A 24,777-nucleotide genomic window follows, 5' to 3' on the forward strand; every position below is an offset into this window, starting at 1 on the left:
ACAAATCACCCCTTATCCCTTACTATTTAAGACTTGCGCAATGTGCATCACTTTAATCGGTTTCCCTTGGCGCGTCATTCTACCGCCAATATTCATTAAACAACTACAATCTGCACCAATTAAAACGTCTGCCTCTGTTTCCTCAATATGTTCAATTTTTTCATTGACCATTTGCTCGGAAATTGGCACCATTTTGACAGAAAATGTCCCGCCAAATCCGCAACATATTTCTTTATTTGGAAGCTCTGCTAAGTCTAAGCCTTTTACATTTTTCAATAGTTTCATAGGAGGCTCTTTTACACCAAGAAGACGGGTCATATGGCAGGATGTATGGTAAGTAGCCTTTGCTGGAAAAACAGCTCCAACATCTTCAACCTTCAATACATCGACGAGGAACTGTGTAAATTCATACGTTCTCTCGGCTAAACGTTGGGCTTTTTCTTGCCACTCTGGCTCATGCGCAAATAAATGGACATACTCATGGAACATCATGGTACATGAACCAGATGGGGATACGACATAATCGGCATCCGCAAATGTTGTGATCATATGCTTGGCTACATCTTTCGTATCCTTATGATAGCCGCTGTTATAGGCGGGTTGTCCACAACATGTTTGCTTTTCTGGAAAATCAACCTCACAACCGTGACGTTCTAAAATATCCACAACATCTTGTCCAACACCAGGGTAAAATACGTCAGCTAAACATGTAATAAATAAAGATACTTTCATTTGTTTTTTCCTTCTTTCAAAGGTGGATTTCTAAAGGTACGTGTTCAAAAATTCGAAGTGTCATTTTCACCCGACTTTTTGAACATCCTTTAAAGACAAATTACTTCAATATTCAGCTCTTGTAATGACCTAATATAGGCTTGGTCTGTTTTTGAATCTGTAATCATATAGTGAATCGTTTCGAGTGGAGCAATTCTTGAAAGGGCTTGGACACCAAATTTTGTATAATCAGCAAGCAAATAAACTTCATCCGCAATTTCAATCATTTTCTTTTTCACAAATGATTGCATTTCGTTCGAATCACTGATACCGCGTTCATTGTGAATACCTTGGCATGATATAAACGCCTTATTCACATGGTAAGGTTCGATCGTTTCCATCGCTAACGGGCCAACAAACGATAACGACCTAGACATTAACGTTCCGCCACTTGAAATCACGGTTACTTTTTCCCTTGTAGACAGTTCCATTATGACCTTCATGGAATTTGTAATTACTGTTAGTGGAATATCAGGCAATCTTTTTGCCATATACCAAGCAGTCGTACTCGCATCTAAAATAATTCGGTCATTGATTGAGACATGATGGATCGCTTCTTCCGCTACTGCCATTTTTTCCTTTACATTTCTAATTTCACGTTCAAAATAGGGGAGTTCGACTTGCCCCTCCTGTTTCACACTAACAGCTCCACCATGGCTCCTTTGCAGTTTTCCCTCTGTCTCGAGCTTTTCTAAATCACGGCGAATGGTCTCTTCTGTCACGTTAAAAATTTGACTTAATTCTGATACACGGATGCTCCCTTTCTCATCTACGATTGTGATTATTTTCTTATGTCTCTCTGCTACTAGCATGTTGCCACCTCGTTATTTGTCATTCATTTTAATTGTACAAGAAAGGAGCATGAAATAGAATATATAAGGAAAGAAATGCAGCCCCAATGGAGTTGCATTTCTTATTTACTTATTTTCTGCTTGAAAGTACCTCTTTTTCATATTGATCAATTTCCTCTAACCAATGTTCCTTCTCTGGAACATTCATTTGTTCGCAATAATGATTCCAAATGGCGCCAAATGGATAAGTTTTGAATTCCTCCATAATAGCAAGTCGTTTTGTAAAATCGCCTTTTTCCTGGAGCTCTTTTAGCTGCTCATTTGGCATGAGTAAACCATACAGCAAGGCTTTAATCATATTACGTGTTCCAATTGTCCACGCCGCGACTCGATTAATACTGGCATCAAAGAAATCTAGGCCAATCATCACTTTATCCAATGCATCATTACGAACGATTTCGAGCGCAATTTCCTTTAGTTCGTCATCAAATGTGACGACATGATCACTATCCCAGCGTACAGGTCTTGATACATGAAGGGCTAGCTTATCATTGAAAAGAAGCATGGACGAAATTTTATTCGAGACCACTTCTGTTGGATGATAGTGCCCCGTATCTAGCAAGCATAACATATTATTTGCAAGCGCATAGTTTAGGTAAAATTCATGGGAGCCAACAACAAAGGCCTCTGAACCAATTCCAAACAACTTGCTTTCTACCGAATCGATGTTGTAGGCTTCATCAATTTCTACGGCGAAAATTTCATCGAGCGCTTCTTTTAAACGTTTTCTTGGTGTTAATCTGTCACTTGGAATATCTTTATATCCGTCAGGAATCCAAATATTTGTTAAGCAAGGTGTCCCTAACTCTCTTCCAAAGTATTCACCAATTTTCCGGCTCGCAATACAGTGATCAATCCAGAATTGGCGAATTTTCGGGTCAGGATGTGCTAAGGTCAGTCCATCAGCCGCCTTTTCATGGGAGAATAATGTTGGATTGAAGTCAAGGCCAACGCCTTGTTCTTTTGCCCATTTTACCCATTTTTCAAAATGCTTTGGTTCGATTTTATCGCGATCCACTACTTCCCCATCTGTTTCAGCGTAAATCGCATGTAAATTCACCCGATGTTTCCCAGGAATTAATGAGAACGCCTTCTCCAAATCCATGCGAAGTTCTTCAGGTGTTCTTGCTTTCCCAGGGTAATTTCCTGTCACTTCAATTCCGCCAGATAGTTCATTCTTATTAACCTCAAAACCGCCAATATCATCACCTTGCCAACAATGAACTGAAATTGGGATATTTTTTAATTTTTCCAGAGCTTCCTCCACATCAATTCCCCATTGTTCATACTCTTTTTTTGCTAGTTCAAATTGGTTTCCCACTTTATAATCCTCCTCGCTCGTTATGATGAACATATTTTTTCACTTCAAAGGATTGCTTAATGATGCTTCTAGCTTCATGAATACCTTGTATTTCTCCTAAGGCAATCAATTGGACAACTAGATTGCCGATTGCAGTCGCTTCAATTGGACCCGCATACACTTCTTTTTTCGTGACATCGGCAATTAATTGATTAAGAAGTTCGTTTTGCGAACCACCACCAATCACATTGATGGTACTAAATTCTCTTTCATAAATTTCTTCTATTTCCCCTATTGCTTGTACATAACTAATGACAAGACTATCAAATATACATTTTGCTACTTCACCGGGTGTTTCAGGTACTTGTTGATTTGTTTCTCGGCAATAGTTTTGAATTTCCTCTATCATATTTTCTGGTTTTAAAAATCGTTGATCATCTACATTTACTATCGATGAGAAATTAGAAGTTCCTCGTGATAAATCAACTAATTCAGCAAAAGAATATTTTTGCTCATAATTGCGGTGAACTTCTTGGATCATCCAGAGCCCCATAATATTTTTCAAAAACCGGAATTGATAATCCATCCCCCCTTCATTCGTGAAGTTGTAGTCTAAAGCTTTCGTAACACAAATAGGAAAGTCATTTTCAACTCCAATTAAAGACCATGTCCCTGAACTAATGTAAATTGTCTCATCTAGTTCCGGAACAGCAAGTACTGCTGAAGCTGTATCATGAGTAGCAGGTAAGATCACCTCTAGATCAAAGCCAAATTCTTCTACTAATTCCGGTTTTAAATGCCCAAGTTTGTCTTTCGGCATTTTGATTTCTTGGAACATATCAATATTCAAATCTAATTGGTTGATAATCTCTTTGTCCCATTTTTTTGTGAACGCGTTAAGCAACTGTGTTGAGGTGGCATTGGTATATTCATTTGCTTTTTTCCCTGTTAATAGAAAGTGAAGATAGTCTGGTAACATTAAAAATGTTTTTGCTTTTTTTAACACTTCTGGTTGTTGCTTTTTTATAGCATATAACTGATAAATGGTGTTAAATTTTTGGAATTGAATGCCTGTTTCCAAATATAAACGTTCCTTCATGATGATTTTCTCGACTTCTTCCATCATGCCATCTGTACGTGGATCCCGATAGCTAACGGCATCTGTTAACAGTTCGTCGTGTTCATCTAATAAAACAAAGTCAACAGCCCATGTATCAATGCCAATGCTAACAGGCTTAACACCCAACTGATTGCACTTCTTTATTCCTGTTTTAATCTCATTGAATAAACGAGTAATGTCCCAGCAAAAATGACCATTTTTCTCAATGAGGTTGTTCGCAAAGCGATGAATTTCCTTAAGTTTCATTTTTCTATCTTCAAGATTTCCCAACATCACCCTGCCACTAGAAGCGCCAATATCAACGGCTAGACAATACTCCATTTTGTACCTCCTTCGAAAAGCTAAAGGTGTGATCACGATCGCCACCGTCCTAATCAACATCTTGCAGGCCCTAAAGCGTTTTCTATATAAACTAATAGATACATCTGACTCTCATGCGAGTCAGATGTATTTCCTTATCTTGTAAATGCAGCCGGTACTCCACCATCGACTGTTAGCATGCTTCCTGTTGTCTTCGCCGACTTAGATGATGCGAAAAAGGCAATCGCTTCTGCAACATCTTGCGGATAAATATTGACTAGTAAAGTTGTCCGTTTGCGATAATGTTCCTCTAATTGATCCGGCTCAATACCGTAAGCCTGTGCTCGTTCTTCTCGCCATTTGGAATCCCAAATTGCTGAACCTTGCAAAATGGCATCTGGGAGCACTGTATTCACACGAATACCATATTCCCCGCCTTCGGCTGCAATACATCTTGCTAAATGGGCTTCAAGTGCTTTAACTGAACTATAGGCCGTCACATTTTTCCCAGCGTAAATCGAGTTTTTGGACCCGATAAATACCATACTTCCGCCTGTTGCTTGAGCTTTCATTTGTTTGAATGCTTCTCTTGCGACGAGGAAATAACCTTTTCCTAGAACATCCATATTCAGATTCCATTCTTTTAATGAGGTTTCATCGAACGGACTTGAGGTCGCTAGTCCAGCATTATTCACAATGATGTCAACTCCACCATACGTTAACGCTGCTTGTTCGAATGCTGCTTGTACTTGTTCCTCACTCGTCACATCCATTTTCACTGCGATCGCACGGCCTTCGCCATATTGCTCGTTTATTTCAGACGCAACTTTTTCCGCGCCTTCTAGATTCAAATCGGCAATCACGACATGGGCTCCTTCAGATACGAACCTGCGGCATGTTGCACTGCCAATTCCACCTGCTCCCCCTGTCACAAACGCTACTTTTCTAGAAAACTCGGCTTCTGCTGGTGCTAATGATAGTTTATAAAGTTCTAGTGGCCAATATTCTATATTATAAGATTCATTTTCATTTAATGAAACAAAATGACCTAAAGCGGTTGCACCTTTCATGACAGCGATGGCACGATGATATAATCCAGCACTTACATTGGCCGCGCTTAAGCTCTTACCTGAATTCACCATACCGAGACCAGGGATCAATATTACTCGCGGTACGGGTTCAAACATTTTGTCGCCTTCATGCTGATTACGTTCAAAATAAGCGATATACTCGTCCTTAAAGCGTTCAATGCCAGACTGGATCAATTCTATTAATTGTGCAACATCTTTACTGGATGGATCCCAATCAATATAAAGTGGAACTCGCTTCGTATGCACTAAATGGTCTGGACATGCTGCCCCAACTTGCGAGAGTGTAAAGGCGTCTTGGCTATTGACAAACTCTAATACATCATCTGAATGATCATACGTTAATAACATCTTTTGATCTTGGCTTACAGCACCACGAATAATTGGTAGAACTTGAGCAAGAATATCCTTTTGCTCTTCTTCCGCCAATGACTTGTACTTTTGACCACCAAATACAGTGGTTTTATCCATCTGTGCTTGAATATACTGTTCAGCCTCATTGATGACCGCAATCGTTTTATCATAACTTTCTTTCGCTGTTTCTCCCCAAACAACAAGTCCATGTTTTTCCATTAGGACAAGATCAGCATTTGGATTATTCTGCACACCTTCTGCGATCATTTTTGATAAAGTAAATCCCGGGCGAATATAAGGGACCCAAACAAAACGATCTCCATATATTTCTTTAGCAATTTCCTTCCCGTTATCTGCACAGCAAATGCTAATAATCGCATCCGGATGTGTGTGATCGACATGCTTGAATGGTAGAAAGGCATGAAGTAATGTTTCAATTGAGGCACGCGGGTGACTACTGTCAATCATACAATGAGACAAGTACTCGACCATTTCCTCGTCTGTCATTTCATCCCGTTCCATCAGCGGGCGAATATCTTCTAAATGTAAACCTGTAAAATTCTTAGCCCCCATTGTTGCAAGGTCTGATCCACTTCCTTTGACCCACATTACTTCAATGTCGCGTCCACGAAAATCTTTCTCTATTGTTTTCATAGATGTATTACCACCGCCCCAATTACAAACAGCTCGATCGGCTCCTAATAAATTGGAACGATAGACAAGCTCCTCAAGGCCCTTATTCATCCCTTCAGCTGTTTCTTGATTCCATAAATTCTGCACCATATGTATCCCTCCTGATCGTTTAATATCTTCCGAATATTATCTTTTGTTTCTGTATATATTATATCACCCACTTTTTATTTTGTATATACATTTGTTTACTTTTGTTTACCTGTGTTTTATCTAAAGTGAGATAGTAAAACTTTATAATTTCCTCCATAAAGCGAATTACCGATTGTGTTGGTTTTTATTGTTATTATCTTTAACGCATAGACTTACGAATTTCCGCTCTCTTACGTTTTTAACAAAAAAAGATCACAAAAAAAATCCCATAACCAACAGAAGTTAGATAGGGAATTTTCGTTGTGTAGCATATTAATAGGTGGTGCTGGAGCTAGATTCAGCAATAGGCTAAATTTATTTCTTATCCTATAAAAAGTGACATGTGGTCACCGTTAATCTTTTTTCTCCTCATTCGTTTCCTCAATTTTCATATCGATCTTATGCTTTTCCTCGCCCCACCAAAGTTCTTCATCTAAGTCTTCTATAACCTGTTTGATATCATGATTTTCTGTAACAGCAGGTGGTGAACCACGGAGCGGTTTTCCTGAAGTATTTTTAAGAAATAACGTGACAACTACGATCCCAATTAGTGAAGCGAATATTAAATAGAAGGCAGGAACGAGTCGGTTAGCTGTAAGATTAATCAACCAAGCGATTAGTAAAGGAGCCGTACCTCCGAATAGCGATGCGGAAATATTATAAGTAAGTGCCAAACCTCCGTATCTTACTTCGGTAAAAAACAAAGATGGTAATTGCGAGGTCATCGTTGCTTTTATGGCTGCTAAAAAAGCACCCAATATGAGTAATCCGAAAAAGACCAACCAGTTATTCCCACTACCAATTAATAAAAATGATGGAATTGATAACAAGATAATTCCAATCAAGCTGACTTGCATGATCCGTTTATTACCGAAACGATCTCCAAAATAGCCGATTGTTAATACTAGTGGAATCATAATAAACATGACAATGACGATCAACAAAAGTCCTTTTGTTTCTCCATACCCTAAAACAGCTGTTAGATGGGATGGCATATAGGTTAATACTGTATAATCAATGACATTATAGAAGAAAACTAAGACCAAACACATTAAAACGGAGCGACGATGGTATAGGAACAGTTCTTTTAATGAAACATGTTCTCTCCCCTTCGCTTCCCCTTGCTTTTGCTCTTCCATTGCCGCAAAGGCTGGTGATTCTTCTAGATGGTTTCGTAGGTACAATCCGATAATACCAATCGGAGCAGCAATCAAAAATGGGACTCGCCACCCCCAATCGAGCATTCTATCTGAACCAAGAATAAAGGTTAGAAGTGTCACCAGTCCGGCCCCACCAATGTAGCCTACTAAGGTCCCCACCTCTAAACCACTCGACATAAAGACACGTCGATTATCTGGAGTGGATTCAGCGATAAAGGTCATCGCACCAGCATATTCACCACCTGCTGAAAACCCCTGCACAAGCCTGGCACATAGCAATAAAATCGGGGCAGTGATTCCAATGGTATCGTAAACTGGAATTAGTCCAATACTTAGTGTAGCAAGAGACATAATAATCAATGTCACGGCCAAGATCCTTTTTCTCCCTAATCGATCACCTAACATACCAAAGAACATCCCACCAATGGGACGCACGAGAAAGGCAACCGCAAATGTTCCAAAACTAAACACTAACTGGGCAGAATCACTTACACCCGAGTAAAATACATGCCCGATGATGACGACCAAATAGGAATAAATCCCAAAATCAAACCACTCCATGGCATTTCCTAATGCTGTTGCAACCACAGCCTTTTTCGCAATATCCGCATCAATGACCGTAATATCGTCTTTATGTACTTTGTATTTTTTCTTTTTTCTTTTATCCCTTTTTTGACTCATGAACAGACCCCTCTCTAATATCTCTATCCTTAAATGTTCCCTAATCATAATTTCTTAAACTTGTGAGTTTTACAATTAGGGATGGATAGCCATATAAGGGGGCAGCACATAAAATCAAAACTCCTATTGTAGAAAACCTGTTATGTTTCTAACAGATTTTTTACAATAGGAGTTTTCCCTCTTTTTTATTTCAATTTATACATGTCCTCTTTAGGCTGTTCTAATTGCATCTGTTCTAATTCGAGCCTAAGCTTTTCTGTTTCCAATAAGAAATTTTCATGCTTCAGCTTTTCTAATTCCAACTGATCTTGAATGAATTTCCCTTTGATCTGTGCACGTTCTTGCATATGATTCGTAATAATCGCTATAATCGGCACGGAAAATATCATGACACCTACAATCCACCACAAAGGAATCACCCCATTTAGTATTGTTTCATTAAGTGTAATACATTATGGAACAGATTTATATAGTTTGTTTCGTTTTAAAGTTCATTGCGCTATTCTTGTAGAAGCATTACACGAAACCGGCCTTTCTCAAAATGCTTTTAACGAATAGTTGCTTCTAGCTCCACCTCCACATTTCCTTTAATTGCTTTAGAAATCATACAGGTTTGTTCCGCTTTATGAATAAGTCTTTCAAGTAGCGTGTATGCCTTCTCTTCCGCATCTTCTAGGGCAACGGTAGGCCGATGGATGATCTTTTTATAGGTTAAGACGCCATTTGTCACTTCGACAATTCCCTCTGATTCTAAAGCCATTTCTTTTAGTGGTAAATTTGCTCTTTCAATCATTGCGGCTAATGTAATTAAGTAACAAGTAGCAGCAGCTCCTAACAGCATTTCATCTGGATTCGTCCCGATCCCTGGTCCATCCATTTCAGCTGGAATGGATATTTTCGTCCGCAAATTTCCCGTATTGATATAACCTTCACTATTTCTTCCACCTGGCCACTGTGCCTGTAAGTGAAAATGATGCTCTGCCATAAGATCACCTCTTCTTTATAGTACCAAATAGATATGGGTCTCTTTATTTTAAGGATAAGAAAGAATTTGGGCAAATGCTGGATCCAGCGCCTAGCGACTAGCAAATTTACGTCTTCTTCGATAAGCGAACATCAGTTCGTCCTTCAATGTCTAGCTGCAGGCGGTAAGATCGCGGGGTGCTTGCGCTTCTCTTATAACTATTTAGATTTGATTCAACTGTTCCAGTGACATCAAAACGTATGTCAAAAAATCCTTTATTTCCCCCATATGTTCTTCCGTTAATTTTGATTTGAATTGAACTTCAATCCTGTTTAGATATCCCCACTTTTCGCCATATATGAAACTTAATGTTTGTGTTAACTCCACATCTTCCTCCCAAATGGAGGATAATACTTGTTTGATTTGTTCACATTCCTTATGTGGCTCCCTTACTGCTTTTCTAAATTGTAGAAGCAGGAAGCATCCTGGCTGGGCTTCGGGCATTTCTAATATCTCCCCCGCCAAGTCTTCAAGTAAAGTCCCCAATTTTAACTCTGCTGTCACTTCCGGTTGGTCAACCAATATGAATTCAAGGGATAGGCATCTAGATAAGCGCGCAAAATCCATTTGATCCTTTCTATTTTGTATCAGGATCTTCTGATCGATATTATCCAAATCATAGAGATGGTTTTCAAAAGCTACTTTTAAATTTTCAAAGACGGTTGGATCAAACATATTATTGCCTCCGTTCCTTTCACTAAACACCTCTATTTTAAACCAAAAACTCGATAACAAACCTATTTTAGAAAGATATACGAGTGAATAACCATGCTTGCGAGATCTATCACTCTAACTTGAAAACGAAACAAAGAAAAAGAAGAACAAGTGAGGGATCAAGAACGATCAACTTGTTCTTCTTTTATCGGGCCGGCCCCGTTTCACTCATTTAGACCCATTTTTCCATATCCCATACTTGGGTCACCCATGATTGATAAAATTCTGGTTCATGCGAAACCAAGAGGATGGTCCCTTCGTATGCTTGTAGAGCTTGCTGCAAAGCCTCTTTTGCTGATGTATCTAGATGATTGGTTGGTTCATCTAATACAAGTACATTACCTGTTGTTAATTGCAATTGACATAGGCGGACTTTTGTCTGTTCACCACCACTTAAGGTACGGAGGGGTTGAAAAATATGTTCACTCCTTAATCCACATCTCGCCAGCATGGTTCTCGCTTCTTTCTGAGTCAAATGTGGAAATAACGAACAGGTCTCTTCTAAAGCCGTTTGGTTTCCTTTAATGAGGACTTCTTGAGAAAAATAGACAGGCTGGACGCGGTCTCCTAAAATGACATTTCCTTCTATAGGCTTGATTTGTCCAAGCAAGGTCTTCAAGGTCGTTGTTTTTCCAATTCCGTTATGCCCCACAATCGCAACCTTTTCCCCACGTTCAAGTTTGATATTCATGGCGGAGAATAAGGATTCATGGTAACCGATTTTTAAATCCTCGGTTTCAAGAATCAATCTAGCTGGCTGGTAATGAACCTGAAAAGAAAAAGTGGATTTCGGCTGATCCGTTGGTTTATCAATTCGCACCATCTTTTCCAGTTTTTTCTCTCGGCTTTTCGCCTGCTTGGCCGTGGAAGCTCTCGCTTTATTTTTTTGAATATAGGTCTCTAACTTTTGGATTTCCTCCTGCTGTTTTTGATACTGTTGATGGATTTGTTCCTTCCGCAACTCATAAGCCTTTAAGAATTGTTGATAATTTCCTGTATAGCGAAATAATTGGTTATGTTCAAGATGATAAATCACATTTACTACTTCATTCATAAAACCTGTATCATGACTTATCAATACAAAAGCATACGGATAGGTGCTTAAATAATTTTTCAACCACTCTATATGGGCCAGATCTAGATAATTGGTTGGTTCATCTAGTAATAGCACCTCTGGTTGAGTTAATAATAATTTGGCTAGTAAAAGCTTTGTTCGTTGTCCTCCACTTAGTTTGCTTACATCCGTTTTTAATCCAAGAGAGGTTAACCCTAAACCAGCAGCCACCTCTTCAATTTTAGCATCCATTTGATAAAAATCATGTTGATCCAATATCGTCTGTAAATGGCTATATCGTTGCAATAATTTATCGAGTTGCTCACCGGCCGCATTCCCCATTTCCATAGAAATGGCAAGCATCTCCTGTTCCGCATTCAATAAATCCTGAAAAGCCCCTTGTAAAAAAGCCATCATCGTGACACCTGATTCTAATTGAATATGCTGCTCTAAATTCCCAAGCTTGGCGGTTGGATTCCAATGAATATGGCCGGAATCTGGAAGAAGTTTTCCTGTTAACAAGTTAAATAACGTTGATTTTCCAGCACCATTCGCACCGACCAAACCAATATGCTCTCCTTTTAATATGCGAAAAGATATATTTTGTAAAACAGCCTTGTCTCCATAACTATGTGATAATTGTTCAACATCTAAAATACTCATTTTTTTGCTCTCCTTTAATGTAATAAGCTACCCAAACACGAGAACAAAAGAACAAAGGCGCAAGCGCCCGTTTAGCGACGTACAAACTTTTTAGGGGCCTGACGAGATAAAGGAAACACAGTGAGCCTGAAAGGCGAGCTGATGTTGACTTATCGTAGGAAGCACCGAAAGTTTGCTAGTCGCTGGGCGCTGGAGCCAGACGTCAATACCCACTATTAGATCTTATCCGCAAGCTAGAATTTTATAGTTTCCTTAACATTAAAAATAGCAGGGCGAGATCTCGCCCTGCTAGCATCCATAAATAAAAACGATCACTAAAAAAGAGATGAGGAGGAGGCCAAAAAGACACCATAACCTCGACCTATGCAAATATAAAAAAGTGACTGTTTTCCTGGTAAAGAGCTAATCAGTGAAGATCTACTGTGGAACTCGTGTTTGGCTTTGTTAAAAATGGGCAAACGGATCCCGTTATCAAGCCAAAACAAGTTGAAGCACAGTAGAAAAATTCATTGATAAAGCCCCCTTTTTATTCGTAGTAAAATGATTTACTCTATTATAACAGAACGAACTAAATCGCGAAACCCTAAGCCAAATAATCATAAATTTTTCAGTAAGCTCGTCTATTTTCTCAGATCCAGCATAGAATGGGTTAGAGGTGAGATGTATGAAGGAAAGTAACATCGATCAATTACATATTTTTATGACTATGTTTATCATTAGCTTAATCATGAGCGTACAAGGGCCCATTTTTACTCCTTATGCAGCCATGTTAGGAGCTTCCAGTGTGATGATTGGCCTTATGTTAAGCACCTCCCAATTAGCAAGCCTTACGGGAAATTTAATGGTTGGTCCATTAGTGGATCGATATGGAAAAAGACTATTTATTACGCTGCCACTACTCTTTTCGGGATTTTTATATATCGCCCATGGTTTTACATTAAACGCTACTAGTTTACTCGTTTTACGTTCTGTGAACAGCTTTGTTCTCGCCTTCTTGATGCCTGCCGCTTTAACTTTCATCTCCGGATATGCAGCCAATAGCCGACAACAAGGGAAAAATATGGCGATTATCGGCATACTTGGCATGATCGCCAATATTATCGCTCCATTGGTTGGCGGAAAATTAGGGACTATGATTGGCTATGCCAACACCTATTTCGTTATCGGGATCGCGTTGCTTTTTATTGCTGTATACACGATGATTTTCTTAAGAGATCGGCAAAAGCTAGTCGTAAAAAACAAATCGTCCAAGCCGGCTCATTTGCTTCATGTTTTAAAAAGCCCTCAACTACAGCTTGTTTATTTAACAGGATTTGCTGTTATGTACATTCATGGTGTGATTATTTATGAAATTCCATATTTAACAGTGGAACGGGGGATTTCCACAATGAACACAGGCCAATTGTTCAGTTTTATGGCAATCGGCACACTAATATCCTTATCGTTCTTTTTTATCCATCGTTTTGATCCGATCAAACGAATGATGGTTGGATTATTTTTAATGTGTATGAGTTTGGCTGTATTCTTTAATGGCTTCCTAGGCTTACCGTTCTTTTTATTTTTTATGGGGATTTGTTTTGGTCTTACGATGCCTGCGGCGGCAACAGCGGTTACAGGGGCAGTGACAAAAGAGGAGCATGGCCGAGCTTTCGGCGTCATGTCGGCGGTTTATTCTCTCGGGATGATTGTCAGCTCTTTTGTAACAGCTGTGATTCGCCAGATGGTTTCCCCTTACTTTGTCGCTTTCTTAGTCGGAATGTTTTTCTTAACGATTATTGGTTATTTAAACTTCCGCACACCGAAAGCGGTTGAGGTGGAGGTATCTTAGGGTACATGTTCTTTTGGAACTAAACTCTTTCAATCCCTTTTAAATCATAATAAACATTTTTCGCTCGAAAAGGAGAGGGACTTTCATATTGTAGTTTTAATTTTTCAAAATCACTTATTCGTTTTGAGTGATAGTAAGGTTTAGAAAACGTTAACCTCTCATCCCTAAGCCAACTTGGTACTTCCATACCAAACATTTGCAAATAATAATCGATTAAGGGGGATATTTTTGTCAAATATTTCAATTCAAATTTATTACATAAATCTATATCGACTGGTTCATATAGACTATCTAAGAATGCTGTATCCTTTGATTTTAACAACTCCAATAATTGATTTAAACCTGTATCTTCATCAGGATACTCGAATAAAGATTGTAAATATTTATTTCCAATCATAGCCTAAATCCTCTCCTAAATATTTTATAAAATTCATTTGTCTTTCCCCTAAAAGGGTTAACGGTATATAGTCACCAAAAACTTTTAAAAGTTCCGTTTTCGTTGTAATATTCAAATCCCTACATAATATATAGGCATCTATAAAATCTTTGGCTGGCTCTGGTCTAGCTGCTAATACCTTCATCGCTAATAATTGTTCTGCCCTGGGTTTTAGAATCTTTAGATTCGAATAAATTTTATAGGTTTCTTTATCTTCTTTTAAAATTGATTTCAGTGGTTCCTTAATTTCTTCATTAATCCAGCCATCAGAAAGATTAAAAGTAAATTGGGTTAAGTCTAAGATATGCTCTAATAGTTTCGAATTTGTTTCGCTAAATACACAGTCTATATCCTTAGTGGCCGGCCTATTGTCATATACCATTGTCATAATAGAACCACCATAAATTGTAATTTCTAACTGTAATTGGTTTTCTTTTAGTCTTGCATTTAGATATTCAAATATTCTTAACAGTTTGTTCTTATCCATTAATCCGATATCATTAGATTTAGCCATTTTACTCCCCCTCTTATCGCAGACGTCCTTATACGATCTTCTTCATTATATCATATATAAGCATTCTCATTAGTAAGATGATGCCCTGGTCCATTATTTCTAGTTAAAGCAACATTATCCTTTTCTATCTGTCGGAAACGATGTCCCACGAGCCGTATAGTTTATTGCATCTTGTTTAAAATAAAAGGAATGACAGTAAAGAGGGGGCATCACTATGGAAGCAATTATTAAAGAATTAAACCAATTTCTTGAAGGGAATTATATGGCCATCCATACATATGATCAATATATTCACCATACCAATGATCAAAAGATAAAAAATGTCTTACAAAATATTCAACAGAACCATAAACAACACGCAGCCATGATTGCTAAGAGGATTCAAGATCTTGGTGGTGTTCCGGTTCATGATGTGACGGTAAAAGGCAAAATGATTGAATTTATGTCTAAAGTAAAAGGTACGACGACCGATACCAACGCAATCTTAAAAGATGCTTCAGTTGGGGAAAATAGGGGTATCCAAACATCAAAAGAGCTACTCGACGGTGATTTGGATTCGGAAAGTTTACGTCTAGTCAAAGAAATATTAGAGCGCGACCAACAGCATGTGGAGTTTTTAAATCGTCACATAGAATCTCATTAGGAGGGTGCTAGGTACCGAAGCAATTATTTCGGTACTCAGCACCCTTTATAATCTAAAATACAATTAGAAAGGGTTTGTGGCTAATAGACTTGCTGTTTTCACATAAACACGTGGATTCATTTTTAATTGTGAAATGATAAATTCCGCAATGTCTTCGGGCTGCATATATTTTTCATCATTATTTTCAGCTATTAAGTTGGATTGGATGGCAAGTTCTGTTGCTACAGTACTTGGAGCTAAAGCCGTCACACGAATATTATTTCTTCGAACTTCCTGGGCTAACGATTCAGTCATCCCAATTAATCCAAATTTAGAAGCACTGTATGCACTGGATGTGGCAGCACCGTTTAATCCATTTGTCGATGAAATATTGATAATATCACCGCGATTTTTTTCAATTAATTGCGGAAGCACCGCGCGTGTTACGTAATAAGGGCCCATTAAGTTAACATCAATCGTCCTCTTCCATTCCTCAGGATCCATTTCCATAAGAGATTCGAATTTCCCGATTCCTGCGTTATTAATGAGAATATCGGCTGCCCCCAACTCATCAGTAAGTTTTTGAACCGCTTGTTCGACCTCCTCGCGAGCAGAAATATCAACGGCTGCATAAGCTCCTTTTACGCCTCGTTCTTCTATTTCACTTACGACTCCTTTTAGATCTGTTTCTGTTCTCGCAAGCAAACCAACGCTTACTCCTTCATTCGCTAAAGCAAGGGCAACAGCCTTGCCAATTCCTCTCCCCGCACCTGTTACAAACGCAACTTTTCCTTTTAATGATGGTTCCATTCTTAACAACTCCTTCTTCATTTTCTTGTATTATTGTAGAACATTTAACTGGTATAATGCTCGTACCACAACTCGTGTCACCAATTTCTCCACCCATACTTATTCCTGCAAGCCTTGAGTTACAGTATCGAGTGCCTCTATTCCTCCATAATAAGCTATTTTTCCTTCATTAAGGTAAAGCAAGTTATCTTCGCTCGTTTGTTGAATCTCATCGAGTAAATGAGTGCTGATAATGATGATACCGTGATAAGATAGCCGTTGCAAAATGCGATGAAAATAAATTCGCTCCCCTATGTCCAAACCTTCAAATGGCTCATCCAAAATACATATACGTGGATGATTGATAAGAGCTTGAATCAAACCTACTTTTTGTAATTGTCCTCCTGAGAGATTACGAAGCTTTTTTCTCCTAACTTGCATTAGATGGCTTTCTTGCAGCCACTGGGCCACCGTTTGTTTAACAAGATTTGCAGGAATCCCTTTATGAAAGGCAATATACGTGACATATTTTTCAACCGTCATGTTAGAATGACCTGTAAAATGTTGTGGTAGGAATCCAATGATTTTCCGAATCTCTTCAATCGTTAACTTCCTTCGATATGTCCCAATATTTTCATCACGAACTAATGTCGTAAAGTTGACTTCCCCTTGCTGTGATTGAATGGCTGTCGCAAGGAGCTTCAACAGCGTACTTTTCCCTGCGCCATTTTTTCCAACTACATACGTTATTCCGTTTGTAAACGAACATGAGATTTGCTTCAAGAGTTTGGTTCCTTTTAGCGAATATTCTACAGTGTCTATTGTTATTCTCATTTCAACTTCTCCGAAAAACGATTCTTTAATAAAATGGTGCTTAACAATAATATGGACAGGACGAAAATGATCCCATTCATGACGAGAAAAGAATCATCGCCAGGCACTTGAAACAAAAACTTTCTCTTTAATAAAACTTGGCTGAACCAAATAAACAGTGTGAGTGACAACCCTATTTTTTGTCCTAACCAGAATGTCGCAACAAATCCGACTACTCCAAAAAAGAAAACAGGAATAAAGGAACTAACTAAATACAAGATCGTACTTTCTCTTCCTACGACAAAAAAACATAGTGGCAGCGCCAATGTTAACTGAAATCCCATCACAATTATAAATCGGGTAAACATTTGCTGGATAATGGGATAATAGCTTAGCGCTTCAATGATCTCATTTCCCTCATTTTTAGGACGGAAGGAATAGCCAATGACAGCAATGACAAGCAAAGTGATACACTTAATCCAATTTGTAAATCCAAACAATGGATCTGCTGTATTTTCACTAATCGTAAAGGTGATGGCGACCATGGCAAGTCCGGTTAATAGCCAGCTTGTCGTACCATAAAAATTCCATTGCGATAAAAATATATTTACTAGTCTTTCTTTAAAGGATAGAGAATTTTGCGCCGTTTCAAGCTCTAGACGTAAATCGACTGGGCTATGATTCTGCTCGGTACTTTTTATTTTTTGAATCAAGTCGAGTGTCATTTCTCTCGTCGGCTCGGGAGCAGTAAATCGATCAAAGTGAGCTTTCCACTCTTTTTCCAACTTCGCTAGGTCTTGATTTTCATCCATTTCCCTTAGCCCCTTTCCTTTCATCCGCCCTTAAAATGGTTTTGAGCTGTTTTAAGCCACGCGCAATCCGGGTTTTTACCGTATTGATCGAAATATCTAAGGCAAGCGCGATTTCCGAGTATTTCAAATCCTGATAAAATCGTAAATATAATACGGTTCGGTAATCAACGGATAACTGATTCAATGACTCTACCATCCATTGTCGTTCAATTTGATGATCGATAATATGATGAATTTGTCCTGTTCCTTCCATATCTTTATCCGTTATATATTCAAGACGCGACATCGGTTTCCTCCAATAATCTTTACAGGCATTGGTCGCAATTTTATACATCCACGGTTTAAATTGATCAGGAACAAAGCCCTTTTTTCCTTGCTGATAGATTTTCAGAAATGTCTCCTGAACAATGTCTTCGGCCAATTTTTCGTCATGCAATAATCGATAAACATATCCAAACAGAGGTTTATGATATCGGAACACAAGGATATCGAACGCAGAATCTATTCCAAGTGATAATTGCTGCATATACTCTTCATCTTGCATTCCCATCCCTCCGATTGATTGTTAAAATAGCTCCTATCATACATAATACTCCTAGACCCATGTAAAACAAGCGATTTAAGAGAAGCCAACGATTTTCCGCTAACCAAAATCCACTTTCACCATTCACAACACGTTCAACACTTCCATATACAAGTAAAATGGCATTTAAATCTCGTAAAATGACTTGACCAAAAAAGAGCCACATCCAGAAAAGAATCCCCACGATCAAACCGCCAAGTGAATGGGTTCCAATCATGGTTCCGAGAAGGACAAGCCCTCCGAAAGCCATATATACTGGGATCGAAAAGACAAATCCTTGCCATAGAAACTTTCCATATATACATCCTAGTGGAATGGTCACAATCACCATCAATCCGCCAAAAATAATGATTGAAATCAAAGCTCGTTCTAGTAGAAAACGCCACTTAGCTACTGGATACGTAATGAGCTGATGATAAAATTTCGAATCCAAATCGATTGAAAAACACCATTGAATGATCAACATAAACCATATTGTTGCGGTCTTTTCGTAAATAAGGCTAGATAGTTCACGGATTTCATATGTTCCAGAGTTGTAAATAACGATCCCGATAATTGGAATAAGCAATATCGACATGAACGAATAGATGGACGTAAACCATAGCTTTAAAAAGAGTCGAAGTCGAATCAAAAATCCATTCATCATTTTGCTGCTCCTTCATATTGTTTTAAAGCAGCTTCCATATCAAAGTCCTGCTTATTCTCGAGTCCTTTCCAATCGTCAAAAAGATATTTTAAAACATCTTTAAACGGTTCTGGACCTTTCTCCTCATAGCTTTGTAGCAAATTTGCAAGAGCAATCCCCTCATCCTCGACCCAGTAGTTGGATTTATACCATTCCGTGAAACGAACTTGCTCGTTAAGGTTATTTAAAATCATCCAAACCATGGCATCATATACAATATGGAAATCGCCGTTATTGTTTGAAAAATCTTGGATGACCTCATTCAGTAGTTCATAGGCAATTTCCGAATCATCTATATTCTCGCTTCTCAGCATATAGAAGTCGTGATTCATACCTCTATGTGTAAGATAATAATAGTTATCACTCAATATATAGATAACAGATGGAGCCATCGGAACACCTAGCCAATCTTCCATAAAGCTCCAGGATTTTTGGTATCTCTTAAGTACCTCTTTCATTCCGTTCAAAACTTCAGTATGGGCGACAACCCGAATGTTTCCAACCTTCTCTTCCGTGAAATTCCCGCCTAGCAAAGACAGACCATATTGAGAAATTCCTTGAAACGTATTTTTTCGAATCTCCGGAATCGTCAAAGCAAGTGGAACTTCTTGATTCCCTCTTGTAATCTTAACTGAGAATTCTGTAGGAAAATCCTCAACAAGCCGAGCGTTTCGTAATTCAAATTGGGCGTACAGATCACTGCGCTCGCGAGCAATCACTAAAGGCCGCTTTCCAATCAAAGGATACCAACCCGCCTCTTTCGGAAGATAAATCTGTTGCTTATCGATAAACGCTTGTTTGACATAACCATCATCACGATATTGCAAGACGTTCCCTTGATAATGAAGATGTACGTCAAATTTTTCACCCGGTTGAATCTCTTCATCAAAGTGGAGTGTAATAAAATCTCCCTCTCGTGAACAAGCAACGGCCATTTCGCTCGTACATTCCTTTATCTTTAACCCGTGGTATAAAGTGAGAAATACATCATCCACTGACTCATTGCCATTATTTTTTACTGTTAAAGTACTTTGAACGATAATCTGATCATCTGCTTGAAGTTCCACACTTAAATTTGTTTTTTCCATTGCAAAATCGTATGGTTGATCATCTTTATAATCTTCGTAATAAGATTCATCATCCTCGCCTAAAAACGACTCCTGATATTGTTTCCCTGTTGAAATATATTGTTTCAGCGCTCGATCATATTGCATAAAACGGATTCCACTTAACACAACCATAGGAATGATGAAGATTGTAATAAGAATGGGAAGCAGCTTTTTTTCTCTTTGGCTTCTCCGATGATGACGAAACAATAATAAAGCCACAGAGATCACTACTATTCCCAACAAGATAATTGCACATTGATGCAAAATTGAATCTTTAAACACATGATGAATCCCCCATATTCCCTCATAGGGAGATTCAACGAACATATAGTCAAAAGGAGTGAATAAATGTAGTATCGGGTTATCCCATACAGCGGCTTTTCCGGTATAGTCAAATGGTAAAAGTAAACTTAGAACTAAACATGCAGGAATGACAAGATACGCTAGGATTGTTTTAATCAAGATCGCAAATAAAAAGCCAATCGAAATGAGAAGAAAAAAGGCCCCTTCCATCTGGATGAATACATAAAATATATGCTGAAACCAATTTTCTAACGTCATTGTCGCACTTATAAACCATAATCCTTGTACGACGATGGTCAGCACCGTTATACATAAACCGTATAATTGTGTAATCAACCATTTCCCTAAGATCCATTCCGAGTTTTTCACTTGATACGTGGCAACTAAAGCTTCAAAATCACTTTCACGATCTTTGCTCGCCATATAAACGGCCACTAGTCCAACAATGAGAAGATTGAGGAGCAATATCCAAAGAAAGCTTTGATAAAATGCGGCTGCACGTTCTTCATAATGTGTAGGTTGGACTTCATAAGCGACAATACTATATCCCCAATACAAAAGATTGAGGAGGAAAGGTATAGCTAGAAATTTATTCCGCAGTAAAAGCTTCCCCTCATTTTTGAAAACAGAATTCATCAAGCTCATGCTGTCGTCACCCCATTTATCAACGCCATGTAACCATCTTCAATCGTCGGTTGTACAGGCAGCGCACCCTGATAGGGAGAAGCATTCGAAATAATCCTAAAGACAACATTGTCCCTTTCTTTTCGACTAGAAATGATCACATATTCCTTCTCAATCTGATCAAATTCAGAATAAGGGACAGATACCTCCCACACAACATTGATTGCCTTCTTCGCTAAAGCCTCTGTAGAACCTTGAAAAAGTACCTCGCCATGATGCATGACGGCAGTCTGTTCACAACTAAATTCAATATCACTAATGATATGTGTCGATAAAATAATCAAGCGGTCTTTACTTAATTTTTCGATCAAATTCCGAAAACGAATCCGTTCCGAAGGGTCCAGTCCCGCAGTAGGCTCGTCTAAAATAATGAACCTCGGATTTCCAATCAGCGCCTGAGCGATACCAAGTCGCCGCTTCATTCCTCCGGAGTAACCTTTTATCTTTTTATTTGCTTGTTGAGCTAGGTTCACTTCTTCCAGTAACATCTCTACCTGTTCATTTCTTTCTTGTTGGGTCGTCACACCTTTCATGGAAGCAACATAATGGAGAAATTCTCTACCTGTCAACTGGGTTGGCACGTGAAAATGTTGCGGTAAATATCCAAGCAATTGCCGCACCTGATCTCCTTCTTTCTCCAAATCAAAGCCGTAAATGCTCACCTTCCCATCTTGAAAAGGAAGAATTGTACTAAGAATTTTCATTAAAGTGGATTTGCCAGCCCCATTTGGGCCAAGCAGTCCGAATAAACCCGTTTCCATCTGTAGATTGATATTTTTTAATGCTTGAAATTTACGATAGTTTTTCTGCAATCCTTCTATTTTTAACGTCAACATCACTTTTCCCCTCTCCCAAACCTCTCTACTCCTCTTCACGTATGGAGGGGTCAAATTGTTTCAGAAAAAAAGTTAAAATTTCCATTTGTCCTTTAATAAGGACTAAAACCCAAAATATTTGACTTTTTATGTAAAACCCTATATATTGAACTTGCTTTATTACGAAAAAGCGGTTAAGCACTAAAAACATTTTATAAGATGGCGGAATCAAGTAAAAGCTTTATAAGTAGCAGGAAACAGAATTGTTGCCAAATACTGTTGCAATATAAATGATAGTTTACGTAGAAGTTAGTGATTTCCCACACTTGGGTTGATACCGCAGAACTTCTTCCCCTAAGATGAAGGGGTTTTTTTATTGAAAAAGATTGACAAAGTGAGGAATGTAAGATGCAGCATGATCAGGCAGCGATAACTTTGAGACCCCTTGAGGCTTTGCTCGTTATTGTGATCCTGTTAGGCGGGATTAGTTTTTCCATTGTATACTACGGGGTTGAGCCACATACACCGATTATTTTGTCCATTTTTCTCCTGTTAATTTATGGATTATGCAAAAAAGTTTCTTTTAAGGATCTAGAAAGCGGATTGGTAGAGGGGGCAAAATCAGGTTTAGGAGCTGTTTTTCTATTCTTTTTTATTGGCATGTTAATAAGCAGTTGGATGGCAAGCGGGACGATTCCTACTTTCATTTATTTAGCCTTGGAGATGGTTAATGGCAAGTATTTCTTTGCCGTGGTTTTTATTGTCACTTCGATGATTGGTATGAGTATTGGGAGTTCATTAACAACCATCGCTACGCTGGGAGTTGTATTTATCAGTGTCAGTTCTGCCCTTGATCTTTCAACACCCGTCACTGCGGGCGCCGTTATTTCGGGTGCTTTTTTTGGCGATAAAATGTCGCCACTATCCGATACGACGAATTTGGCCTCTATGACCGTGAAAGTCGATTTATTTGAACATATTACAAATATAATGTGGACAACTGTGCCTGCTTTTATTATTTCTCTTGTCCTCTTTAGCTTTTTATCGCCTAGTCAAGCAGCGACGAACCTTGATAACATTGCTCTATTAAGAAATGCTTTGATGGAATTACAGCTCGTACATTGGTATTCTCTTATTCCTTTTGTTCTATTGGCGATTCTTGCCATTAAGAGAGTCCCCGCCATATTGGCCTTATCTTTTGGGACGCTTTCGGCTGTTGTCATTAGTCTTTTCATACAAAAAGATTATGGCTTGGGGCAAGTCATGACATTATTGTATTCTGGTTACAAGTCTAATAGCGGTGTAGAAGAGCTTGATTCGCTCTTGACGCGCGGTGGAATGGAAAGCATGCTATTCTCTATTTCCCTCGTTCTCCTTGCGTTAGCGATGGGCGGTTTGCTATTCAAACTAGGCATTTTGCCCGCACTTTTAGAAGGGATTCAACAATTCTTAACACGAATCCCTTTATTAATCGGAGCAACAGCCTTGGCATCTGTTGGAGTAAATTATTTAGTTGGAGAGCAGTATCTATCGATTCTTTTACCAGGAAATGCCTTTCAGGAATCGTATGCAAAGGCAGGACTTCATCCGAAAAATTTATCACGTGTATTAGAAGATGCTGGTACGGTTGTCAATCCGTTGGTTCCTTGGAGTGTCTGTGGGGTATTTATTACGAGCGTCCTCGGAATTCCGACAACGGAATATTTTCTCTTTGCTTTCTTCTGTCTATTGTCTCCCCTCTTAACCATTTTCTTTGGAATAACAGGATGGACGATTACAAAAGTGGACAAGCGTGTTTAAAGTCATGTCACTGGAATGGTTTGAGATGGAAAACGGGAGATTGGAAAATATCACCCTAAAAGGCGATGTCACAAGGGTTGGATGATTTTTCTCGAAGGCTATTCAAATAAGGGGATTGAATGAAATGCCCATTCATTCGGTGCAACCATTCAATCCCCTTTTCGCCTGCCAATCCATTTAAATCAAAACCTTATCGGCAACGGCGCCACTATTTTAGGCGCCCTTTCAGCCTTCATCTGGCTCTTTTTCAACCAATACTTGCTCAGAGTCCATTTTATTTTTATCGAAAGCCTCTTTAATCGCCTTACGAAGTTGTCTTTCTACCCCCCATTGCTCCATGTTCTCCGTTTTGGCAATAATGCGTAATGTCACATCATCTTGACCAATCATTTGAACACCAAGAACATCTGGTCCTTCTACAATCTTATCATTTTCCTGTTTTACTTTATCACAAATCTCTTGTAATACAGCTATCGCTTGATCGATATTATCATGGTACGAAATCCCAATATCGACGAGTGCTCGCATATTTCCACGCGAATGATTGCTTAATGAGCCAATCTCTCTATTCGGAATATAATGAAGTGTGCCATCAAAACTACGAATTTGCGTTGTTCGTAAACCCACTTCTTCTACTATTCCGTCATAGCCCGCAGTTGACACATACTCCCCCACATCTAATTGCTTTTCGAGGAGAATAAAAAACCCGGTTACAATATCACTAACAAAACCTTGTGCACCAAAGCCAATGGCTAAGCCAACAATTCCTGCCCCTGCAATCAGGCCTGTCGCATCAAATTTAAATATGCCTAAAATGATGACGAGAGTAATAAAAAATAAAACATAAGAAAAGACACTTATCGCTAAAGCCTGTAAGGTTTTCGTTCTGGCTACAGACATCTTTCTTTTATTTTGTACTTTTAAAAAAGAAGACTGAATCACTCGCTTGCCGATCGAACGAATGATTAGATAAGCAATAATGGTTGCGATTAGCTGAATAAGTGTAACACCCACATTTAACAAAATCTGTTCCCATTTAATATTCTCGATCCAATTCATATCTGTTTACTCCTTTGTATTTA

The 24,777-nt window shown here is 38.7% G+C and carries 23 protein-coding genes; 3 read left to right on the forward strand and 20 right to left on the reverse strand.

Annotated elements, in window-relative coordinates; translation table 11 throughout:
* Window positions 1-12 precede the first annotated feature (12 nt).
* The 10 genes from KI363_RS11295 to KI363_RS11340 all read right to left on the reverse strand — a co-directional run bounded on the left by KI363_RS11295 (window position 13) and on the right by KI363_RS11340 (window position 11,902).
* Window positions 13-732 carry a (Fe-S)-binding protein gene (locus KI363_RS11295; RefSeq protein ID WP_158321747.1) on the reverse strand — a complete coding sequence of 240 codons (720 nt, stop codon included), beginning with the start codon at window positions 730-732 and terminating at the stop codon, window positions 13-15.
* A gap of 89 nt (window positions 733-821) precedes the next feature.
* On the reverse strand, window positions 822-1,583 hold the full coding sequence (locus KI363_RS11300) for a DeoR/GlpR family DNA-binding transcription regulator (protein ID WP_212966359.1): 762 nt from the start codon (window positions 1,581-1,583) through the stop codon (window positions 822-824).
* A gap of 109 nt (window positions 1,584-1,692) precedes the next feature.
* Window positions 1,693-2,943 carry an L-rhamnose isomerase gene (gene rhaA, locus KI363_RS11305; protein ID WP_246516842.1) on the reverse strand — a complete coding sequence of 417 codons (1,251 nt, stop codon included), beginning with the start codon at window positions 2,941-2,943 and terminating at the stop codon, window positions 1,693-1,695.
* A gap of 1 nt (window position 2,944) precedes the next feature.
* Entirely contained in the window at window positions 2,945-4,363 is a 1,419-nt protein-coding gene (gene rhaB / locus KI363_RS11310) for a rhamnulokinase (RefSeq protein WP_212966361.1), read from the reverse strand.
* A gap of 134 nt (window positions 4,364-4,497) precedes the next feature.
* Entirely contained in the window at window positions 4,498-6,567 is a 2,070-nt protein-coding gene (locus KI363_RS11315) for a bifunctional aldolase/short-chain dehydrogenase (protein WP_212966362.1), read from the reverse strand.
* Window positions 6,568-6,959: 392 nt separating this feature from the next.
* Complete coding sequence (locus KI363_RS11320) at window positions 6,960-8,447, reverse strand: MFS transporter (protein WP_212966363.1); 1,488 nt, start codon at window positions 8,445-8,447, stop codon at window positions 6,960-6,962.
* Between the two features lie 185 nt (window positions 8,448-8,632).
* Window positions 8,633-8,836: a hypothetical protein gene (locus tag KI363_RS11325; RefSeq protein WP_158321802.1), complete on the reverse strand. Its 204-nt coding sequence runs from the start codon at window positions 8,834-8,836 to the stop codon at window positions 8,633-8,635.
* A 158-nt stretch (window positions 8,837-8,994) separates the two neighbouring features.
* On the reverse strand, window positions 8,995-9,432 hold the full coding sequence (locus KI363_RS11330; RefSeq protein WP_212966364.1) for an OsmC family protein: 438 nt from the start codon (window positions 9,430-9,432) through the stop codon (window positions 8,995-8,997).
* A gap of 201 nt (window positions 9,433-9,633) precedes the next feature.
* Window positions 9,634-10,146, reverse strand: a complete 513-nt coding sequence (locus tag KI363_RS11335) for a hypothetical protein (protein WP_212966365.1) — start codon at window positions 10,144-10,146, stop codon at window positions 9,634-9,636.
* Window positions 10,147-10,357: 211 nt separating this feature from the next.
* Window positions 10,358-11,902 carry an ABC-F family ATP-binding cassette domain-containing protein gene (locus KI363_RS11340; RefSeq protein ID WP_212966366.1) on the reverse strand — a complete coding sequence of 515 codons (1,545 nt, stop codon included), beginning with the start codon at window positions 11,900-11,902 and terminating at the stop codon, window positions 10,358-10,360.
* A 664-nt stretch (window positions 11,903-12,566) separates the two neighbouring features.
* Here KI363_RS11340 and KI363_RS11345 point away from each other — a divergent pair.
* Window positions 12,567-13,730 (forward strand): MFS transporter, encoded by a 1,164-nt coding sequence (locus tag KI363_RS11345; protein ID WP_212966367.1) that lies wholly within the window; start codon window positions 12,567-12,569, stop codon window positions 13,728-13,730.
* 19 nt (window positions 13,731-13,749) lie between these two features.
* Here KI363_RS11345 and KI363_RS11350 read toward each other — a convergent pair whose 3' ends face one another.
* Window positions 13,750-14,127: a hypothetical protein gene (locus tag KI363_RS11350; RefSeq protein WP_212966368.1), complete on the reverse strand. Its 378-nt coding sequence runs from the start codon at window positions 14,125-14,127 to the stop codon at window positions 13,750-13,752.
* Complete coding sequence (locus KI363_RS11355; protein WP_212966369.1) at window positions 14,114-14,680, reverse strand: DUF6036 family nucleotidyltransferase; 567 nt, start codon at window positions 14,678-14,680, stop codon at window positions 14,114-14,116. The genes KI363_RS11350 and KI363_RS11355 overlap by 14 nt, the downstream gene beginning before the upstream one ends.
* Window positions 14,681-14,894: 214 nt before the next feature.
* Between KI363_RS11355 and KI363_RS11360 the strand changes: the two genes are divergently transcribed.
* Window positions 14,895-15,323 (forward strand): DUF2383 domain-containing protein, encoded by a 429-nt coding sequence (locus KI363_RS11360; protein ID WP_212966370.1) that lies wholly within the window; start codon window positions 14,895-14,897, stop codon window positions 15,321-15,323.
* Between the two features lie 63 nt (window positions 15,324-15,386).
* Here KI363_RS11360 and KI363_RS11365 read toward each other — a convergent pair whose 3' ends face one another.
* The 7 genes from KI363_RS11365 to KI363_RS11395 form a co-directional block, all read right to left on the reverse strand.
* Window positions 15,387-16,112 (reverse strand): 3-ketoacyl-ACP reductase, encoded by a 726-nt coding sequence (locus KI363_RS11365; RefSeq protein WP_212966371.1) that lies wholly within the window; start codon window positions 16,110-16,112, stop codon window positions 15,387-15,389.
* Between the two features lie 99 nt (window positions 16,113-16,211).
* The gene (locus KI363_RS11370; protein WP_212966372.1) at window positions 16,212-16,925 is read right to left on the reverse strand and encodes an ATP-binding cassette domain-containing protein; all 714 of its coding nucleotides are present in this window, start codon (window positions 16,923-16,925) and stop codon (window positions 16,212-16,214) included.
* Complete coding sequence (locus KI363_RS11375) at window positions 16,922-17,716, reverse strand: hypothetical protein (protein ID WP_212966373.1); 795 nt, start codon at window positions 17,714-17,716, stop codon at window positions 16,922-16,924. Before KI363_RS11375 ends, KI363_RS11370 begins: the two co-directional genes overlap by 4 nt.
* Window positions 17,709-18,260, reverse strand: a complete 552-nt coding sequence (locus KI363_RS11380) for an RNA polymerase sigma factor (RefSeq protein ID WP_212966374.1) — start codon at window positions 18,258-18,260, stop codon at window positions 17,709-17,711. Before KI363_RS11380 ends, KI363_RS11375 begins: the two co-directional genes overlap by 8 nt.
* On the reverse strand, window positions 18,250-18,945 hold the full coding sequence (locus KI363_RS11385; RefSeq protein WP_212966375.1) for a hypothetical protein: 696 nt from the start codon (window positions 18,943-18,945) through the stop codon (window positions 18,250-18,252). Before KI363_RS11385 ends, KI363_RS11380 begins: the two co-directional genes overlap by 11 nt.
* Window positions 18,942-21,041 (reverse strand): hypothetical protein, encoded by a 2,100-nt coding sequence (locus KI363_RS11390; protein ID WP_212966376.1) that lies wholly within the window; start codon window positions 21,039-21,041, stop codon window positions 18,942-18,944. Before KI363_RS11390 ends, KI363_RS11385 begins: the two co-directional genes overlap by 4 nt.
* A complete protein-coding gene (locus KI363_RS11395) occupies window positions 21,038-21,916 on the reverse strand; it encodes an ABC transporter ATP-binding protein (protein ID WP_246516843.1) in 879 nt (292 codons plus the stop codon). Before KI363_RS11395 ends, KI363_RS11390 begins: the two co-directional genes overlap by 4 nt.
* 387 nt (window positions 21,917-22,303) lie before the next feature.
* On the opposite strand from KI363_RS11395, the gene nhaC reads away from it, so the two are divergent.
* On the forward strand, window positions 22,304-23,695 hold the full coding sequence (gene nhaC / locus KI363_RS11400; protein ID WP_212966377.1) for a Na+/H+ antiporter NhaC: 1,392 nt from the start codon (window positions 22,304-22,306) through the stop codon (window positions 23,693-23,695).
* Between the two features lie 225 nt (window positions 23,696-23,920).
* Here nhaC and KI363_RS11405 read toward each other — a convergent pair whose 3' ends face one another.
* On the reverse strand, window positions 23,921-24,754 hold the full coding sequence (locus tag KI363_RS11405; RefSeq protein WP_158321771.1) for a mechanosensitive ion channel family protein: 834 nt from the start codon (window positions 24,752-24,754) through the stop codon (window positions 23,921-23,923).
* Between the last annotated feature and the right edge of the window lie 23 nt (window positions 24,755-24,777).

The sequence above is a fragment of the Lederbergia ruris genome, assembly GCF_018332955.1.
GTDB lineage: Bacteria > Bacillota > Bacilli > Bacillales > Bacillaceae_C > Lederbergia > Lederbergia ruris.

What these genes read in the sequence shown, in the direction of transcription:
- KI363_RS11320 (WP_212966363.1), bottom strand. Translation starts at nt 8,447, where the DNA reads ATGAGTCAAAAAAGGGATAAAAGAAAAAAGAAAAAATACAAAGTACAT.
- KI363_RS11325 (WP_158321802.1), bottom strand. Translation starts at nt 8,836, where the DNA reads ATGATATTTTCCGTGCCGATTATAGCGATTATTACGAATCATATGCAA.
- rhaB (WP_212966361.1), bottom strand. Translation starts at nt 4,363, where the DNA reads ATGGAGTATTGTCTAGCCGTTGATATTGGCGCTTCTAGTGGCAGGGTG.
- KI363_RS11340 (WP_212966366.1), bottom strand. Translation starts at nt 11,902, where the DNA reads ATGAGTATTTTAGATGTTGAACAATTATCACATAGTTATGGAGACAAG.
- KI363_RS11405 (WP_158321771.1), bottom strand. Translation starts at nt 24,754, where the DNA reads ATGAATTGGATCGAGAATATTAAATGGGAACAGATTTTGTTAAATGTG.
- KI363_RS11350 (WP_212966368.1), bottom strand. Translation starts at nt 14,127, where the DNA reads ATGATTGGAAATAAATATTTACAATCTTTATTCGAGTATCCTGATGAA.
- KI363_RS11355 (WP_212966369.1), bottom strand. Translation starts at nt 14,680, where the DNA reads ATGGCTAAATCTAATGATATCGGATTAATGGATAAGAACAAACTGTTA.
- nhaC (WP_212966377.1), top strand. Translation starts at nt 22,304, where the DNA reads ATGCAGCATGATCAGGCAGCGATAACTTTGAGACCCCTTGAGGCTTTG.
- KI363_RS11390 (WP_212966376.1), bottom strand. Translation starts at nt 21,041, where the DNA reads ATGAGCTTGATGAATTCTGTTTTCAAAAATGAGGGGAAGCTTTTACTG.
- KI363_RS11375 (WP_212966373.1), bottom strand. Translation starts at nt 17,716, where the DNA reads ATGGATGAAAATCAAGACCTAGCGAAGTTGGAAAAAGAGTGGAAAGCT.
- KI363_RS11395 (WP_246516843.1), bottom strand. Translation starts at nt 21,916, where the DNA reads ATGTTGACGTTAAAAATAGAAGGATTGCAGAAAAACTATCGTAAATTT.
- KI363_RS11385 (WP_212966375.1), bottom strand. Translation starts at nt 18,945, where the DNA reads ATGATGAATGGATTTTTGATTCGACTTCGACTCTTTTTAAAGCTATGG.
- KI363_RS11335 (WP_212966365.1), bottom strand. Translation starts at nt 10,146, where the DNA reads ATGTTTGATCCAACCGTCTTTGAAAATTTAAAAGTAGCTTTTGAAAAC.
- KI363_RS11300 (WP_212966359.1), bottom strand. Translation starts at nt 1,583, where the DNA reads ATGCTAGTAGCAGAGAGACATAAGAAAATAATCACAATCGTAGATGAG.
- KI363_RS11330 (WP_212966364.1), bottom strand. Translation starts at nt 9,432, where the DNA reads ATGGCAGAGCATCATTTTCACTTACAGGCACAGTGGCCAGGTGGAAGA.
- KI363_RS11365 (WP_212966371.1), bottom strand. Translation starts at nt 16,112, where the DNA reads ATGGAACCATCATTAAAAGGAAAAGTTGCGTTTGTAACAGGTGCGGGG.
- KI363_RS11295 (WP_158321747.1), bottom strand. Translation starts at nt 732, where the DNA reads ATGAAAGTATCTTTATTTATTACATGTTTAGCTGACGTATTTTACCCT.
- KI363_RS11370 (WP_212966372.1), bottom strand. Translation starts at nt 16,925, where the DNA reads ATGAGAATAACAATAGACACTGTAGAATATTCGCTAAAAGGAACCAAA.
- KI363_RS11380 (WP_212966374.1), bottom strand. Translation starts at nt 18,260, where the DNA reads ATGCAAGATGAAGAGTATATGCAGCAATTATCACTTGGAATAGATTCT.
- KI363_RS11360 (WP_212966370.1), top strand. Translation starts at nt 14,895, where the DNA reads ATGGAAGCAATTATTAAAGAATTAAACCAATTTCTTGAAGGGAATTAT.
- KI363_RS11345 (WP_212966367.1), top strand. Translation starts at nt 12,567, where the DNA reads ATGAAGGAAAGTAACATCGATCAATTACATATTTTTATGACTATGTTT.
- KI363_RS11315 (WP_212966362.1), bottom strand. Translation starts at nt 6,567, where the DNA reads ATGGTGCAGAATTTATGGAATCAAGAAACAGCTGAAGGGATGAATAAG.